We start from the raw sequence: 15,632 nt of genomic DNA on the forward strand, positions 1-15,632 counted from the left end.
TATTCAACTCTTCGTAGTGATTTCCGACTGCGCGCTACAACGGGAATTGTTTCAACGGATGTGAGCAAGCACGCCTTGCAACTCGTCAAGCGAGTTGTAGCGAATAACCAACTGGCCTTTGCCCTTGTTGCCATGACGGATCTGCACGGCCGAGCCCAGACGCTCTGCGAGCCGCTGTTCAAGGCGTGCGATATCCGGATCAGGTTTGCTCGGTTCGACCGGATCAGGCTTGTCGCTGAGCCACTGACGGACCAGTGCCTCGGTTTGGCGCACGGTGAGGCCACGTGCGACAACATGACGCGCCCCCTCCTCCTGACGGTGTTCTTCCAGGCCAAGCAATGCACGGGCGTGGCCCATCTCCAGGTCGCCATGGGCGAGCATGGTCTTGATCGCATCGGGCAGGGTGATCAGGCGCAGCAGGTTGGCCACGGTTACCCGCGACTTGCCCACGGCATCGGCCACCTGTTGCTGGGTGAGCTCGAACTCCTGCTGCAAGCGCTGCAGGGCCAGGGCTTCTTCCAGCGGGTTGAGGTCTTCGCGCTGGATGTTCTCGATCAGCGCCATGGCGATGGCGGCTTCGTCGGGCACTTCGCGGACCATGGCCGGGATCTTGTCCAGGCCAGCCTGCTGGGTGGCACGCCAGCGGCGCTCACCGGCGATGATCTCGTAGCGGTTGCCATCGACCGGGCGCACCACGATCGGCTGCATCACGCCATGGTTGCGAATCGAGTGCGCGAGCTCTTCCAGCGCCTGCGGGTCCATGTCCCGGCGTGGCTGGTACTTGCCACGCTGGATCAGCTCGACCGGCAGGTGTTGCAGTTCTTTCTGGTCGATCTTCACAGCCTGCTCTTCGAGCGCGCTGACGGAAGGACCACTGAGCAGTGCATCCAACCCACGTCCGAGACCCCGTTTCTTGACGGCCATACGGATTCCTTAAGTTGTTTGTGCAGTGCGGGATTGACGACGTTGACGGCGTACCAGTTCCCCAGCCAGGGCCAGATAAGCCAGTGCGCCGCGCGATTGCTTGTCGTAGGCCAGGGCCGGCATGCCGAAGCTCGGGGCCTCGGCCAGGCGAATGTTGCGCGGAATGACCGTGTCGTACAGCTGCGGGCCAAAGTGCTCCTTAAGCTGCGCAGAAACATCGTTGTTCAGGCTCAGGCGCGGATCGTACATGGTCCGCAGCAGGCCTTCGATCTTCAGCTCCGGGTTCAACCGGGCAGCGATACGCTTGATGTTATCCACAAGGTCGCTGAGACCTTCCAGTGCGTAGTACTCGCACTGCATCGGGATGATCACGCCATCAGAAGCGACCAGGGCGTTTAGCGTGAGCATCGACAGCGACGGCGGGCAGTCGATGAGGATGTAGTCGTAGTTCTCGCGAATCGGCGCCAGGGCGTTGCGCAGGCGGCTTTCCTTGACCTGCATTTCCAGCAGCACCACTTCGGCGGCGGTCAGGTCACGGTTGGCCGGCAGCAACTGGAAACCACCATGCTCGGAGTAATGCATGGCCTGGGCCAGGTCGCATTCCCCGATCAACAGGTCGTAGACCGAGTGCTCGAGCTCGTGCTTGTCCACACCGCTGCCCATGGTGGCGTTGCCCTGCGGATCGAGGTCGATCAGCAGCACACGACGCTTGGTCGCGGCCAGCGAGGCGGCGAGATTGATACAGGTGGTTGTCTTGCCCACACCACCTTTCTGGTTCGCGATTGCGAATACCTTAGCCATTGTTGCGTGTGTTCCCAGTCATGCCTTGCGGCGCAGTATCAGCAGATGGCGCTGGCCCTGGCAACCTGGAACGGTCAGGGCCTGCTCGCTTTCCACTGTGAAGTCTGCGGGCAATGCTACCAGTTCATCGGCAGGATGCAGCCCCTTCATTGCAAGCCATTGCGTCCCGGTGTCGCCCAGGTGGCGGGTCCAGTTGGTGAAGTTCTCCATGCTGCTGAAGGCGCGAGAGATGATTCCGCTGAACGGTTGTGCCGGCTGGAAGGCTTCGACCCGGCTGTGGATAACCGTGAGGTTGTCCAGCTTGAGCTCCATTTTCACCTGGGTCAGGAAGCGGGTCTTCTTGCCATTGGCGTCCAGCACCGTCACGCGCTTGTGCGGATGCAGGATAGCCAACGGGATACCGGGCATGCCACCGCCACTGCCGACATCCAGCCAGTTGTCACGCTCGCTATGGATAAACGGCATGACACTGAGGCTGTCGAGCAGGTGGCGCGACACCATCTCGTCAGGGTCGCGCACGGCGGTGAGGTTGTAGGCTTTGTTCCATTTGATCAACAGGGCCAGATAGCCGAGCAGCTTTTCGTGATGCTCGGCGCTCAGCTCGACACCGAGCTGGCGCGCACCTGTGGACAACTCTTCAGCGTGTTGCGGGGTGACCAGGGAACTCAAGCGCTTTGCTCCAATTCGCGGCCAGCGCCGCGTTTTTTCAAGTGAATCAGCAACAGGGAAATCGCCGCCGGGGTCACGCCCGGGATGCGCGAAGCCTGACCCAGGGTTTCCGGACGGGTCTGGCCCAGCTTGCCCTGGATTTCCTTGGACAGGCCGGAAATCGTCGAGTAATCGATATCCACAGGCAGACGGGTGTCTTCGCTGGCACGCAGGCGGGCGATTTCATCCTGCTGGCGGTCGATGTAACCGGCGTACTTGGTGCGGATCTCGACCTGCTCGGCGACCTGTGGATCGATCGCTTCGCCGCCGGTTGCCTCGATCAGCCCGGCGTAGTCGATTTCCGGACGTGCCAGCAGGTTGAGCAGGCTGTACTCGTGGCTGAGCGGGGTGCCGAACTTATCCACAATGGCCTGGCCTTGCTCGGTGTTCGGGCGTACCCAGGTCGACTTCAGGCGCTGTTCCTCGCGCTCGATGCCGTCGCGCTTGGCGCAGAAAGCGGCCCAGCGCTGGTCGTCGACCAGGCCGAGTTCGCGGCCCTTTTCGGTCAGGCGCAGGTCGGCGTTGTCTTCGCGCAGGATCAGGCGGTACTCGGCACGCGAAGTGAACATGCGGTACGGCTCCTGGGTACCCAGGGTAATCAGGTCGTCGACCAGTACGCCGATGTACGCCTCGTCGCGGCGCGGGCACCAGCTGTCACGGCCCTGCGCCCGCAGGGCAGCGTTGGTCCCGGCCAGCAAGCCCTGGGCGCCGGCTTCTTCGTAACCGGTGGTGCCGTTGATCTGGCCGGCGAAGAACAGGCCACCGATGACTTTGGTTTCGAGGCTGTACTTGAGGTCGCGCGGGTCGAAATAGTCGTATTCGATGGCATAGCCCGGGCGCACGATGTGGGCATTTTCCATGCCGCGGATCGAACGCACCAGTTCCAGCTGCACGTCGAACGGCAGCGAAGTGGAAATACCGTTGGGGTACAGCTCATGGGTGGTCAGGCCTTCCGGCTCGATGAACACCTGGTGGCTTTCCTTGTCGGCGAAGCGGTGGATCTTGTCTTCGATCGACGGGCAGTAGCGCGGGCCGACACCTTCGATCACACCCGAGTACATCGGCGAACGGTCGAGGTTCGAGGCAATGATCTCGTGGGTGCGCGCGTTGGTGTGGGTAATCCAGCAGCTTACCTGGCGCGGGTGCATCTGCGCATTGCCCATGAACGACATGACCGGGATAGGCGTATCACCTGGCTGCTCGGTCATCACCGAGAAGTCCACCGAACGGCCGTCGATGCGTGGCGGGGTACCGGTTTTCAGGCGGCCGACGCGCAGCGGCAGTTCATGCATGCGGTGGGCCAGGGCGATCGAAGGTGGATCACCGGCGCGACCACCGGAATGGTTTTGCAGACCAATGTGGATAAGCCCGCCGAGGAAGGTACCGGTGGTCAGAACCACCGATTCGGCGAAGAAACGCAGGCCCATCTGGGTTACCACGCCTTTGACCTGGTCCTGCTCGACGATCAGGTCGTCGCAGGACTGCTGGAATATCCACAGGTTCGGCTGGTTTTCCAGGATTTCACGGACCACGGCCTTGTAGATGGCGCGGTCGGCCTGTGCACGGGTGGCGCGTACGGCCGGGCCCTTGCGGTTGTTCAGAACGCGGAACTGGATGCCGCTCTTGTCGGTGGCCAGCGCCATGGCGCCGCCGAGGGCATCGATCTCTTTGACCAGATGGCTTTTGCCAATACCGCCGATGGCGGGGTTGCAGCTCATGTGACCGAGGGTTTCCACGTTATGGGTCAGCAGCAGGGTTTTCACACCCATGCGTGCAGACGCAAGCGCAGCCTCGGTACCGGCATGGCCGCCGCCGATGACGATCACTTCAAAACGGGAAGGGAAATCCACCACGCACCTCGTGCCTGTTTTTGCGAATAGAGAAGGTAAGCGGACAAGTATAGGGACTTCAGCCCCTTTAAAGAAACCGTCTGAGCAAAATTTGACCAGTCTGTGGATGAATGGCAGACAACAGAAATCAAAGAGGAAAAATTTAAAAAAGCTTTGTTTTTATGTTTATTCTTATGCACATGCCTGTCTGTGGATAAGGTTATGCAGCCCTTTATCCATGCTGCATAGAGAAAAATTAAACCCTGTGGCTGGAGTGCCATGAGGGCTATGGATAACATGATTTAGCCTGTGGATTAAATGGCTGTTTACCCACAAGCGGGTTTGTCCTCAGCAAAAAAGCCTGCTTATCAACGGAGCTCAATGCGAGTTTTCCACAGGGCTCCTGAGAGCAGATTGGTGTAGGCGAATGAAAAAATGTGAACCTGCACCGGCCTCTTCGCAGGTGAACCCGCTCCCACAGGGTTCTGCACAGCCTTCAGGTGCGGCGCGATTTCCGTAGGAGCTGTGAAATTTGAGGCAAAAAAAAGCCGCTCCCGAAGGAGCGGCGCTCGGCCTTGCCTGGCTGTGGATTACTTGCCGATGCAGAAGCTGGAGAAAATCCGCCCCAGCAGGTCATCCGAGCTGAATGCCCCGGTAATCTCCCCCAGGGCCTGCTGCGCCTGGCGCAGGTCTTCCGCCAACAGTTCACCCGCACCAGCCAGGGTCAGTTGTGCACGGCCGTGCTCCAGGTGCTCGCTGGCCTGGCGCAGGGCATCCAGATGGCGCCGGCGGGCGCTGAAACCACTCTCAGCGGTCTGTTCATAACCCATGCAGGCCTTCAGGTGGTCGCGCAGCAGCTGCAGCCCTGCGTCATCCCCTTTGGCGCTGAGAGTGATCGTCACATGGCCGTCATCACACTGTTCCAGCGCGACCCGCTCACCACTCAGGTCGGCCTTGTTGCGAATCAGCGTGACCTTGCCCGGGTCCGGCCGCTGGTCGAGAAATTCCGGCCACAGGGCAAACGGGTCGCTGGCCTCGGGCGCGGTGGAGTCCACCACCAACAGCACGCGGTCTGCCTCGCCAATGGCCTTCAGCGCGCGTTCCACGCCGATCTTTTCCACATGGTCATCGGTATCGCGCAGGCCGGCAGTATCGACCACGTGCAGCGGCATGCCGTCGATGTGGATATGTTCGCGCAGGATGTCCCGGGTGGTACCGGCAATATCGGTGACGATGGCTGCTTCCCGCCCGGCCAGCTGGTTCAGCAGGCTCGACTTGCCTGCATTCGGCCGGCCGGCGATGACCACGGTCATGCCATCACGCAGCAAGGCCCCCTGCCCGGCTTCACGCTGTACTCTGGACAAATCTCCCCGCACTGTATCGAGCATCGCCAGCACGTGGCCATCGGCGAGGAAGTCGATTTCCTCCTCAGGGAAGTCGATCGCCGCCTCGACGTAGATGCGCAGCGCAATCAACGCCTCGGTCAGGAAATGCACGCGCTTGGAGAACTCCCCCTGTAGCGAACGCAGGGCATTGCGCGCGGCCTGGCTGGAACTGGCCTCGATCAGGTCGGCAATGGCTTCGGCCTGGGCCAGGTCGAGCTTGTCGTTGAGGAACGCACGCTCGCTGAACTCCCCCGGGCGGGCCAGCCGGCAACCCACTTGTACACAGCGCTGCAGCAGCATATCCAGCACCACCGGGCCGCCGTGGCCCTGCAGTTCCAGCACGTCCTCGCCGGTGAACGAGTTCGGCCCGGGGAAGAACAGCGCAATCCCTTCGTCCAGCACCAGCCCTTCCTCGTCGCGGAACGGGCCGTAATGGGCGTGGCGCGGGGTAAGCGTACGGCCGGTGATCAACTGGCCGGCCTGGGCAGCCAGAGGGCCGGACAACCTGACAATACCCACACCGCCGCGGCCCTGGGCGGTGGCGATGGCGGCGATGGTTTCACGCACAGTGTTCATGCTCGAAAGCCTCTACGACAAAAACGACAGATAGCAAAAACGCCCCACTAGGGGGCGTTTTTATTCACAGGCTAGCGTAGCAGCCTGTCAAGCAGCAGCTTTTTTGCTGGCTGCTTCGATGCTGCGGGTGATGTACCACTGCTGTGCAATCGACAGGCAGTTGTTCACAACCCAGTACAGCACCAGACCAGCCGGGAACCACAGGAAGAAGAAGGTGAAGATGATCGGCATCATTTTCATCACCTTGGCCTGCATCGGATCTGGCGGCGTCGGGTTCAGGCGTTGCTGGATGAACATGGTGGCGCCCATGATGATCGGCAGGATGAAGAACGGATCCTTGATCGACAGGTCGGTAATCCACAGCATCCATGGGGCCTGGCGCATTTCCACGCTTTCCAGCAGTACCCAGTACAGGGCCAGGAACACCGGCATCTGCACCAGGATCGGCAGGCAGCCGCCCAGCGGGTTGATCTTCTCTTTCTTGTACAGCTCCATCATCGCCTGGGACATCTTCTGGCGATCGTCACCGAAGCGTTCCTTCAGTGCAGCGAGCTTCGGCGCAACGGCACGCATGCGCGCCATCGAACGGTAGCTGGCAGCCGACAGCGGGAAGAACAGGCCTTTGATCAGCATGGTCAGCACGATGATCGACCAGCCCCAGTTACCCAGCAGGCTGTGGATATGTTGCAGCAGCCAGAAGATCGGCTGGGCAATGAACCACAGGAAGCCGTAGTCGACGGTCAGTTCCAGGCCTGGGGACAACTCTTTCAGCTTGGACTGGATTTTCGGGCCGGCGTACAGCATGGCACTGGTTTCGACCTTGCCGCCAGCAGGCACGCTGATGGCCGGGCCGGTGTAGCCGATGATGTAGTTGCCCTGGCTGTCCTTGCGGGTCTGAACAACATTGTTGTCCGACTTGGCCGGAATCCAGGCGGTCACGAAGTAGTGCTGCAACCAGGCAACCCAGCCGCCGGACACATTTTCTTTCAAACTACCTTTGTCGATGTCCTTCATCGAGACCTTTTTGTAAGGCTCGGAAGCTGTCCACAGGGCGGCGCCCAGGTAGGTAGCGGTGCCGGTGGCGGTGCTCGACGACGGATCGGAGCTGGCGTCACGCTTGAGCTGGGCAAACATGTTGCCGCTCCAGGCCTGGCCGCTCTGGTTGTCGATCAGGTAGCTGACGGTCAGGTCGTACTCGCCGCGCTTGAAGCTGAAGCGCTTGATGTAGTTGACGCCGTTATCGCTGAACTTCAGGTCGACCACCAGTTGCTGCTGGCCATCGGCCAACTGGTAAGCCTTCTTGTCGGCAGCGTACAGCGGGCGACCGGCAGGACGGGCATCCGGACCGTTGGTGCCGGTCAGGCCGCTTTGTGCCAGGTAGACACGTTCGCCACCGTTGTCGAACAGCTGGAACGGAATGTCCGGATGATCCTGGCGACGTGGGTACTGCGGCAGGTTCAGCTGGACGATGTCACCACCGACCGGATCGATAGCCAGTTCCAGAACATCGGTCTTGACCCGGATCAGGTCCTTGCTGACCGCGACCGGCGCCAGTTCGGCTGCGCTGGTTTCGGCGTTGGCACTTGGTACATCGGCGCTGGCGCCGGCATTACCGGCCGGTACGCCGTCCGGCAAGCCCGGGGCAACAGTGCTGGCAGCAGTATTCTGAGTCGGCAGGGCAGCCTGGCCGTAGTCCTGGTTCCACTTGAGGACCATGACGTAGGACACGATTGCCAGGGCGACGATCAGGATCGTGCGTTTAATATCCATGATTACTCGGCTATCGAAGAAGTTCGGGAGGAAGGAGCGGGAGGAACGGGATCGAAACCGCCGTCGTTCCACGGATGACAACGCCCCAGGCGACGAACGGCTAGCCACCCACCACGCCAGAGGCCGTGGTTTTCGATGGCTTCATAAGCGTAACAGGAGCAACTGGGGAAGAAACGACAGTGATTGGCCATCAGAGGACTAATGGCATAACGGTAAAACTGGATCGGAACGAGCGCCAGTTTACGCATCTTGACTGTCTACCCCTGCGGAATTGGCAGTCGCTGCTGGAGCGGGCCGGCTGCGCGCCAGGCGTTTCCAGAGTTTGCCAAAGTGTTGGTGCAATTCCGGGTTTTCTATCTCACCCAATCCCTTGCGCGCGACGATCACGATGTCCAACCCGGCAAGCAATTGCTGGTTCAGACGAAAGGAATCGCGCATCAAGCGCTTGAGGCGGTTGCGTTGAACGGCGAGCTTGACGCTCTTCTTGCCGATCACCAGGCCAAGGCGTGGGTGATCGAGGCCGTTCTCGCGAGCAAGGATCAGCAGGTTTTTCCCTGGAACCTTGCCGGTTGGGGAGTCGAAGACCGCTTTGAAATGTCGGGGTGTAAGCAGTCGCTTTTCCCGACTGAAGTCCTGACTCACCACCTGTGCCGAAAAATCAAATGGCCAGACGCTTACGGCCTTTGGCACGACGACGCGACAGAACAGCGCGGCCGTTCTTGGTAGCCATACGGGCACGGAAGCCGTGGGTGCGCGCGCGCTTGATGGTGCTTGGTTGGAAAGTACGTTTCATGGCGTATTACCTGGTTTGTCGACGACGGGCCGGGATGGCCCCCTTTTTAAGAGACCGGCGATTCTAGAGAAAGCAAGCCCGTAGGTCAATTTCCAACCAGTCTTTCCATATAGAGCACGTGATGGACGGTGCGTGCTTGTCCATCACCACGGGGTGCTTGATCGGACACACGAATTGGGGACAACATGAAAAAAAAGAAGAGACATATAAAAAGCTTTTCTGAAGAATCTATAAATCTTAAGTGGATAACCTTCTGTGGATAACCTTCTTGAGGCCATAAAATACGCGCTGTACAGAGTTTTACAACTGTGTTCTCAACCGGTGCTGCGCTTGTTTCCTTCATGGTCAAAAGCTGTGGATGAAAACAACGCTTATCCACAGTTGAGTTATCAACAGGGCTGACCCCAGGGTTGTGCATAGCGCTCATGGTCGCTTATCCACAGGGCTTATTCACAGCGCCGCGAAGCCGTTTCGGTCGATAAATGGCTGTTTTGTCATGGTTCCTAGCGTGTCCACATGTGGATAACTGAACGCTCGACCGGTACAATGGCGGTTTGTTTTTGCCTCATCCGGCTTTCAAACTCAGGGGATATCCGTGTCAGTGGAACTTTGGCAGCAGTGCGTGGAGCTTCTGCGCGATGAACTGCCTGCCCAGCAATTCAACACCTGGATCCGTCCGCTACAGGTCGAAGCCGAAGGCGACGAGTTGCGCGTCTATGCGCCTAACCGTTTCGTTCTCGATTGGGTCAATGAAAAGTACCTGGGTCGCTTGCTCGAGCTGTTGGGCGAAAACGGCAGCGGTATTGCGCCTGCCCTTTCCTTGTTGATCGGCAGCCGCCGCAGCTCGGCACCACGTGCGGCGCCCAACGCACCTGTGAGTGCCGCCGTGGCCGCTTCGCTGGCGCACACCCAGGCGCAGAGCCAGACACAGAAGGCAGTGCCGGCAGTGGTCGAACCGGTAGCCGTGGCAGCGGCCGAGCCTGTGCTGGTCGATGAACTGGCCGAGCCATCTTCGCGTGACAGCTTCGATGCCATGGCCGAGCCGGCTCCGGCGACGGCCGGCAGTGCCCGGACAGAACAGCGCACCGTGCAAGTTGAAGGCGCGCTCAAGCACACCAGCTACCTGAACCGCACCTTCACCTTCGACACCTTCGTCGAAGGTAAGTCGAACCAGCTGGCGCGCGCGGCTGCCTGGCAGGTGGCCGACAACCCCAAGCATGGCTACAACCCGCTCTTCCTTTATGGTGGTGTGGGCCTGGGTAAGACCCACCTCATGCATGCTGTGGGTAACCACCTGCTGAAGAAGAACCCGAACGCCAAGGTCGTGTACCTGCATTCGGAGCGCTTCGTCGCGGACATGGTCAAGGCGCTGCAGCTCAACGCCATCAACGAATTCAAGCGCTTCTACCGTTCTGTGGATGCGTTGCTGATCGACGATATCCAGTTCTTCGCCCGTAAAGAGCGCTCGCAGGAAGAGTTTTTCCACACCTTCAACGCCTTGCTCGAGGGCGGCCAGCAGGTAATCCTTACCTCTGACCGCTACCCCAAGGAGATCGAAGGCCTGGAAGAGCGCCTGAAGTCGCGCTTTGGTTGGGGCCTGACGGTGGCCGTCGAGCCACCAGAGCTGGAAACTCGCGTGGCGATCCTGATGAAGAAGGCCGACCAGGCCAAGGTCGAACTTCCGCATGACGCAGCCTTCTTCATTGCCCAGCGTATCCGTTCCAACGTCCGCGAACTGGAAGGTGCATTGAAGCGGGTGATCGCTCACTCGCACTTCATGGGCCGCGACATCACCATCGAGCTGATCCGTGAGTCGCTCAAGGACCTGCTGGCGCTGCAAGACAAGCTGGTCAGTGTGGATAACATTCAGCGTACCGTCGCCGAGTACTACAAGATCAAGATCTCCGATCTGTTGTCCAAGCGTCGTTCGCGTTCCGTGGCGCGTCCACGTCAGGTGGCCATGGCCCTGTCCAAGGAGCTGACCAACCACAGTCTGCCGGAAATCGGCGACATGTTCGGTGGGCGCGACCATACGACCGTGCTGCATGCCTGCCGCAAGATCAACGAACTTAAGGAATCCGACGCGGACATCCGCGAGGACTACAAGAACCTGCTGCGGACGCTGACGACCTGATGGCCGTCTGCGCAGCTAATTGAAGGCAAGGGACTAGACCATGCATTTCACCATTCAACGCGAAGCCCTGTTGAAACCCCTGCAACTGGTCGCCGGTGTCGTCGAGCGCCGTCAGACCTTGCCGGTCCTGTCCAACGTATTGCTGGTCGTGCAAGGCCAGCAACTGTCGTTGACTGGTACCGACCTGGAAGTCGAGCTGGTAGGCCGCGTGCAACTGGAAGAGCCGGCCGAGCCTGGCGAAATCACTGTCCCGGCGCGCAAGCTGATGGACATTTGCAAAAGCCTGCCGAACGATGCCCTGATCGATATCAAGGTTGACGAGCAGAAACTGTTGGTCAAGGCCGGTCGCAGCCGCTTTACCCTGTCGACCCTGCCAGCCAATGACTTCCCGACCGTGGAAGAAGGCCCGGGCTCGCTGACCTGCAACCTGGAACAGAGCAAGCTGCGCCGCCTGATCGAGCGCACCAGTTTCGCCATGGCCCAGCAGGATGTGCGCTACTACCTCAACGGTATGCTGCTGGAGGTTTCCCGCAACACCCTGCGTGCTGTGTCCACCGACGGCCACCGCCTGGCGCTGTGCTCCATGAGCGCGCCCATCGAGCAGGATGATCGCCATCAGGTCATCGTGCCACGCAAAGGTATCCTCGAACTGGCGCGCCTGCTGACCGACCCGGAAGGCATGGTGAGCATCGTCCTGGGCCAGCACCACATCCGCGCCACCACCGGTGAGTTCACCTTCACCTCCAAGCTGGTGGACGGCAAGTTCCCGGACTACGAGCGTGTACTGCCCAAGGGTGGTGACAAGCTGGTGGTCGGCGACCGCCAGGCGCTGCGTGAAGCCTTCAGCCGTACTGCGATTCTTTCCAACGAAAAGTACCGCGGTATCCGCCTGCAACTGGCTGCTGGCCAACTGAAGATCCAGGCCAACAACCCCGAGCAGGAAGAAGCTGAAGAAGAAATCAGCGTGGACTACGAAGGTAGCTCGCTGGAAATCGGATTCAACGTCAGCTACCTGCTGGACGTGCTGGGCGTGATGACTACCGAGCAAGTTCGTCTGATCCTGTCCGACTCCAACAGCAGTGCCCTGCTGCAGGAAGCCGGCAATGACGATTCTTCCTACGTTGTCATGCCGATGCGCCTGTAACCGTAGCAGGCGAAATGTCCCTTCGACGTATCATTGTCACCGCGGTGCGCAACTTGCACCCGGTGACACTCTCACCCTCCCCCCGCATCAACATCCTTTACGGCGCCAACGGCAGCGGCAAGACCAGCGTGCTTGAAGCCGTGCACTTGCTCGGGCTGGCGCGCTCATTCCGCAGCACCCGCCTGAACCCGGTTATCCAGTACGAACAGCCTGCCTGTACCGTGTTCGGCGAAGTGCAATTAGCCGAGGGTGGCAGCAGCAACCTGGGTGTATCCCGGGAGCGGCAAGGGGAGTTCACTATTCGCATCGATGGGCAGAACGCGCGCAGCGCGGCGCAGCTGGCTGAGTTGCTACCGCTCCAGCTCATCAACCCAGACAGTTTCCGCCTGTTGGAAGGTGCTCCGAAAATACGCCGCCAGTTCCTGGATTGGGGAGTGTTCCACGTGGAACCTCGTTTCCTGCCTGCTTGGCAACGGCTGCAGAAGGCACTGCGGCAGCGGAACTCATGGTTGCGGCATGGTACACTTGACCCAGCTTCGCAAGCCGCCTGGGACCGGGAATTGTGCCTGGCCAGCGCGGAAATAGATGAATACCGTCGCAACTACATCAAGGCCTTGAAGCCCGTCTTCGAGCGAACCCTGAGCGAACTGGTCGAGCTGGACGGGTTGACCCTGAGCTACTACCGAGGCTGGGACAAGGACCGGGAACTGCAAGAAGTACTCGCCTCCTCTCTCCTTCGCGATCAGCAGATGGGCCATACCCAGGCCGGTCCGCAGCGTGCTGATCTGCGTCTTCGTCTGGCTGCCAACAACGCAGCCGACATCCTGTCGCGTGGTCAGCAAAAGCTGGTGGTGTGTGCATTGCGCATTGCCCAAGGCCACCTCGTTAGTCAGGCTCGCCGCGGTCACTGTATTTATCTCGTGGATGACTTGCCGTCCGAGCTGGACGACCAGCATCGCCGCGCGCTGTGTCGCTTGCTTGAAGAATTACGCTGCCAGGTGTTCATCACCTGTGTAGATCACGAATTACTGAGGGAAGGCTGGCAGACGGAAACGCCAGTTGCTTTGTTCCACGTGGAACAAGGCCGTATCACCCAGACCCACGACCATCGGGAGTGAATGCATGAGCGAAAATCAAACGTACGACTCCTCCAGCATCAAGGTGCTGAAAGGTTTGGATGCCGTGCGCAAGCGCCCCGGCATGTACATTGGCGACACCGATGATGGCAGCGGCCTGCACCACATGGTCTTCGAGGTGGTCGACAACTCGATCGACGAAGCCCTCGCCGGTCACTGCGATGACATCACCGTCATCATCCACCCGGACGAATCCATCAGTGTGCGCGACAACGGTCGCGGCATTCCGGTCGACGTGCATAAAGAAGAAGGCGTTTCGGCAGCCGAGGTCATCATGACCGTGCTGCACGCTGGCGGTAAGTTCGACGACAACTCCTACAAGGTATCCGGTGGTCTGCACGGCGTAGGTGTTTCTGTTGTGAACGCCCTGTCCGAGAAACTGGTACTGACCGTTCGCCGTAGCGGCAAGATCTGGGAACAGACCTATGTTCACGGTGTTCCACAGGCGCCGATGGCGGTTGTCGGTGACAGCGAAAGCACTGGTACCCACATCCACTTCAAACCATCGGCTGAAACCTTCAAGAACATCCACTTCAGCTGGGACATCCTGGCCAAGCGTATCCGCGAGCTGTCGTTCCTCAACTCGGGCGTTGGCATCCTGCTGAAGGATGAGCGCAGTGGTAAAGAAGAATTCTTCAAGTACGAAGGCGGCCTGCGTGCATTCGTCGAATACCTGAACACCAACAAGACCCCGGTCAACTCCCAGGTATTCCACTTCAACGTCCAGCGTGACGATGGCGTGGGTGTTGAAGTCGCCCTACAGTGGAACGACAGCTTCAACGAAAACCTGCTGTGTTTCACCAACAACATTCCGCAGCGCGACGGCGGTACTCACCTGGTGGGCTTCCGTTCCTCGCTGACCCGTAGCCTGAACAGCTACATCGAACAGGAAGGCCTGGCCAAGAAAAACAAGGTCGCGACTACTGGCGACGACGCCCGTGAAGGCCTGACCGCGATCATCTCGGTGAAGGTACCGGACCCTAAGTTCAGCTCGCAGACCAAAGACAAGCTGGTCTCCTCGGAGGTGAAAACCGCCGTGGAACAGGAGATGAACAAGTACTTCGCCGACTTCCTGCTGGAAAACCCGAACGAGGCCAAGGCCGTCGTTGGCAAGATGATCGACGCGGCACGTGCCCGTGAAGCGGCACGTAAAGCTCGTGAGATGACTCGCCGCAAAGGTGCGCTGGATATCGCCGGCTTGCCAGGCAAACTGGCGGACTGCCAGGAAAAGGACCCTGCCCTTTCCGAACTGTACCTGGTGGAGGGTGACTCCGCGGGTGGCTCGGCGAAGCAAGGCCGCAACCGTCGTACTCAGGCGATCCTGCCGTTGAAGGGTAAAATCCTCAACGTCGAGAAAGCGCGCTTCGACAAGATGATCTCGTCCCAGGAAGTGGGCACGCTGATCACTGCGCTGGGCTGTGGTATCGGCCGCGAAGAGTACAACATCGACAAGCTGCGTTATCACAACATCATCATCATGACCGATGCTGACGTTGACGGTTCGCACATCCGTACACTGCTGCTGACCTTCTTCTTCCGTCAGCTGCCGGAGCTGGTCGAGCGTGGCTACATCTACATTGCCCAGCCACCGCTGTACAAGGTGAAGAAAGGCAAGCAGGAGCAGTACATCAAGGACGACGAGGCCATGGAAGAGTACATGACCCAGTCGGCCCTGGAAGATGCCAGCCTGCACCTGGACGAGTCGGCGCCAGCGGTTTCCGGTGTGCAGCTGGAAGCACTGGTGAATGAATTCCGTAGCGTCATGAAGACCCTCAAGCGCCTGTCGCGCTTGTACCCGGAAGAGCTGACCGAGCACTTCATCTACCTGCCGGAGGTGAGCCTGGAGCAGCTGGGTGACCACGCTGTGATGCAAGCCTGGTTGGCCCAGTTCCAGGAGCGTCTGAACAACAGCCAGAAGTCCGGCCTGGTTTACAAAGCCAGCCTGCGCGAAGACAAAGAGCGCAACGTATGGTTGCCAGAAGTGGAAATTACCTCCCACGGCCTGGCCAGCTATGTCACCTTCAACCGGGACTTCTTCGGCAGCAATGACTACCGTACCGTAGTCAACATTGGTGCCAAGCTTTCCAGCTTGTTGGGCGAAGGTGCTTACGTGCAGCGCGGTGAGCGCCGCAAGGCAATCGTCGAGTTCAAGGAAGGCCTGGATTGGCTGATGAACGAGACCACCAAGCGACACACGATTCAGCGATACAAAGGGCTGGGTGAGATGAACCCGGACCAGCTGTGGGAAACCACCATGGACCCGACCGTTCGCCGTATGCTCAAGGTCACCATCGAGGATGCGATCGCTGCCGACCAGATCTTCAACACCCTGATGGGTGATGCAGTCGAGCCGCGTCGTGACTTCATTGAAAGCAACGCGTTGTCGGTGTCGAACCTGGACTTCTGATTCGCGTAGATCTACAGGCACTAAA

Annotated in this window: 14 protein-coding genes; 4 read left to right on the forward strand and 10 right to left on the reverse strand. The window is 59.7% G+C overall.

From position 1 onward, the window contains the following. Positions 1 to 51: 51 nt before the first annotated feature. The 10 genes from M2S36_RS04720 to M2S36_RS04765 form a co-directional block, all read right to left on the reverse strand. Complete coding sequence (locus tag M2S36_RS04720; RefSeq protein ID WP_207831401.1) at positions 52 to 924, reverse strand: ParB/RepB/Spo0J family partition protein; 873 nt, start codon at positions 922 to 924, stop codon at positions 52 to 54. A 9-nt stretch (positions 925 to 933) separates the two neighbouring features. Further along, positions 934 to 1,725, reverse strand: coding sequence for a ParA family protein (locus M2S36_RS04725; RefSeq protein ID WP_012274913.1), 792 nt, complete (start codon positions 1,723 to 1,725; stop codon positions 934 to 936). An 18-nt stretch (positions 1,726 to 1,743) separates the two neighbouring features. Further along, the gene (gene rsmG, locus M2S36_RS04730) at positions 1,744 to 2,394 is read right to left on the reverse strand and encodes a 16S rRNA (guanine(527)-N(7))-methyltransferase RsmG (protein WP_003260025.1); all 651 of its coding nucleotides are present in this window, start codon (positions 2,392 to 2,394) and stop codon (positions 1,744 to 1,746) included. Next, positions 2,391 to 4,283: a tRNA uridine-5-carboxymethylaminomethyl(34) synthesis enzyme MnmG gene (gene mnmG / locus M2S36_RS04735; protein WP_333956782.1), complete on the reverse strand. Its 1,893-nt coding sequence runs from the start codon at positions 4,281 to 4,283 to the stop codon at positions 2,391 to 2,393. Before mnmG ends, rsmG begins: the two co-directional genes overlap by 4 nt. 569 nt (positions 4,284 to 4,852) lie before the next feature. After that, complete coding sequence (gene mnmE, locus M2S36_RS04740; RefSeq protein WP_207831405.1) at positions 4,853 to 6,223, reverse strand: tRNA uridine-5-carboxymethylaminomethyl(34) synthesis GTPase MnmE; 1,371 nt, start codon at positions 6,221 to 6,223, stop codon at positions 4,853 to 4,855. A gap of 87 nt (positions 6,224 to 6,310) precedes the next feature. Then, complete coding sequence (yidC, locus tag M2S36_RS04745) at positions 6,311 to 7,993, reverse strand: membrane protein insertase YidC (RefSeq protein ID WP_207831407.1); 1,683 nt, start codon at positions 7,991 to 7,993, stop codon at positions 6,311 to 6,313. Between the two features lie 2 nt (positions 7,994 to 7,995). Next, positions 7,996 to 8,241 (reverse strand): membrane protein insertion efficiency factor YidD, encoded by a 246-nt coding sequence (yidD, locus tag M2S36_RS04750; RefSeq protein WP_015268406.1) that lies wholly within the window; start codon positions 8,239 to 8,241, stop codon positions 7,996 to 7,998. After that, positions 8,234 to 8,638: a ribonuclease P protein component gene (rnpA, locus tag M2S36_RS04755; protein ID WP_082888282.1), complete on the reverse strand. Its 405-nt coding sequence runs from the start codon at positions 8,636 to 8,638 to the stop codon at positions 8,234 to 8,236. The genes yidD and rnpA overlap by 8 nt, the downstream gene beginning before the upstream one ends. 13 nt (positions 8,639 to 8,651) lie before the next feature. Beyond that, positions 8,652 to 8,786 carry a 50S ribosomal protein L34 gene (rpmH, locus tag M2S36_RS04760; RefSeq protein WP_003253163.1) on the reverse strand — a complete coding sequence of 45 codons (135 nt, stop codon included), beginning with the start codon at positions 8,784 to 8,786 and terminating at the stop codon, positions 8,652 to 8,654. A gap of 85 nt (positions 8,787 to 8,871) precedes the next feature. Then, the gene (locus tag M2S36_RS04765) at positions 8,872 to 9,213 is read right to left on the reverse strand and encodes a hypothetical protein (protein WP_207831410.1); all 342 of its coding nucleotides are present in this window, start codon (positions 9,211 to 9,213) and stop codon (positions 8,872 to 8,874) included. Between the two features lie 168 nt (positions 9,214 to 9,381). Here M2S36_RS04765 and dnaA point away from each other — a divergent pair, with 168 nt between their 5' ends. The 4 genes from dnaA to gyrB are packed head-to-tail and all read left to right on the forward strand — an operon-like array spanning position 9,382 to position 15,607. Next, positions 9,382 to 10,920, forward strand: coding sequence for a chromosomal replication initiator protein DnaA (gene dnaA / locus M2S36_RS04770; RefSeq protein ID WP_207831412.1), 1,539 nt, complete (start codon positions 9,382 to 9,384; stop codon positions 10,918 to 10,920). A gap of 40 nt (positions 10,921 to 10,960) precedes the next feature. Continuing rightward, the gene (gene dnaN / locus M2S36_RS04775; protein ID WP_003260019.1) at positions 10,961 to 12,064 is read left to right on the forward strand and encodes a DNA polymerase III subunit beta; all 1,104 of its coding nucleotides are present in this window, start codon (positions 10,961 to 10,963) and stop codon (positions 12,062 to 12,064) included. Positions 12,065 to 12,078: 14 nt separating this feature from the next. Continuing rightward, positions 12,079 to 13,182 (forward strand): DNA replication/repair protein RecF, encoded by a 1,104-nt coding sequence (recF, locus tag M2S36_RS04780; RefSeq protein ID WP_112251663.1) that lies wholly within the window; start codon positions 12,079 to 12,081, stop codon positions 13,180 to 13,182. Positions 13,183 to 13,186: 4 nt separating this feature from the next. Further along, positions 13,187 to 15,607 (forward strand): DNA topoisomerase (ATP-hydrolyzing) subunit B, encoded by a 2,421-nt coding sequence (gene gyrB / locus M2S36_RS04785; RefSeq protein ID WP_063912295.1) that lies wholly within the window; start codon positions 13,187 to 13,189, stop codon positions 15,605 to 15,607. Positions 15,608 to 15,632 lie beyond the last annotated feature (25 nt).

This window comes from Pseudomonas sp. SF2 (assembly GCF_036858055.1).
Lineage (GTDB): Bacteria > Pseudomonadota > Gammaproteobacteria > Pseudomonadales > Pseudomonadaceae > Aquipseudomonas.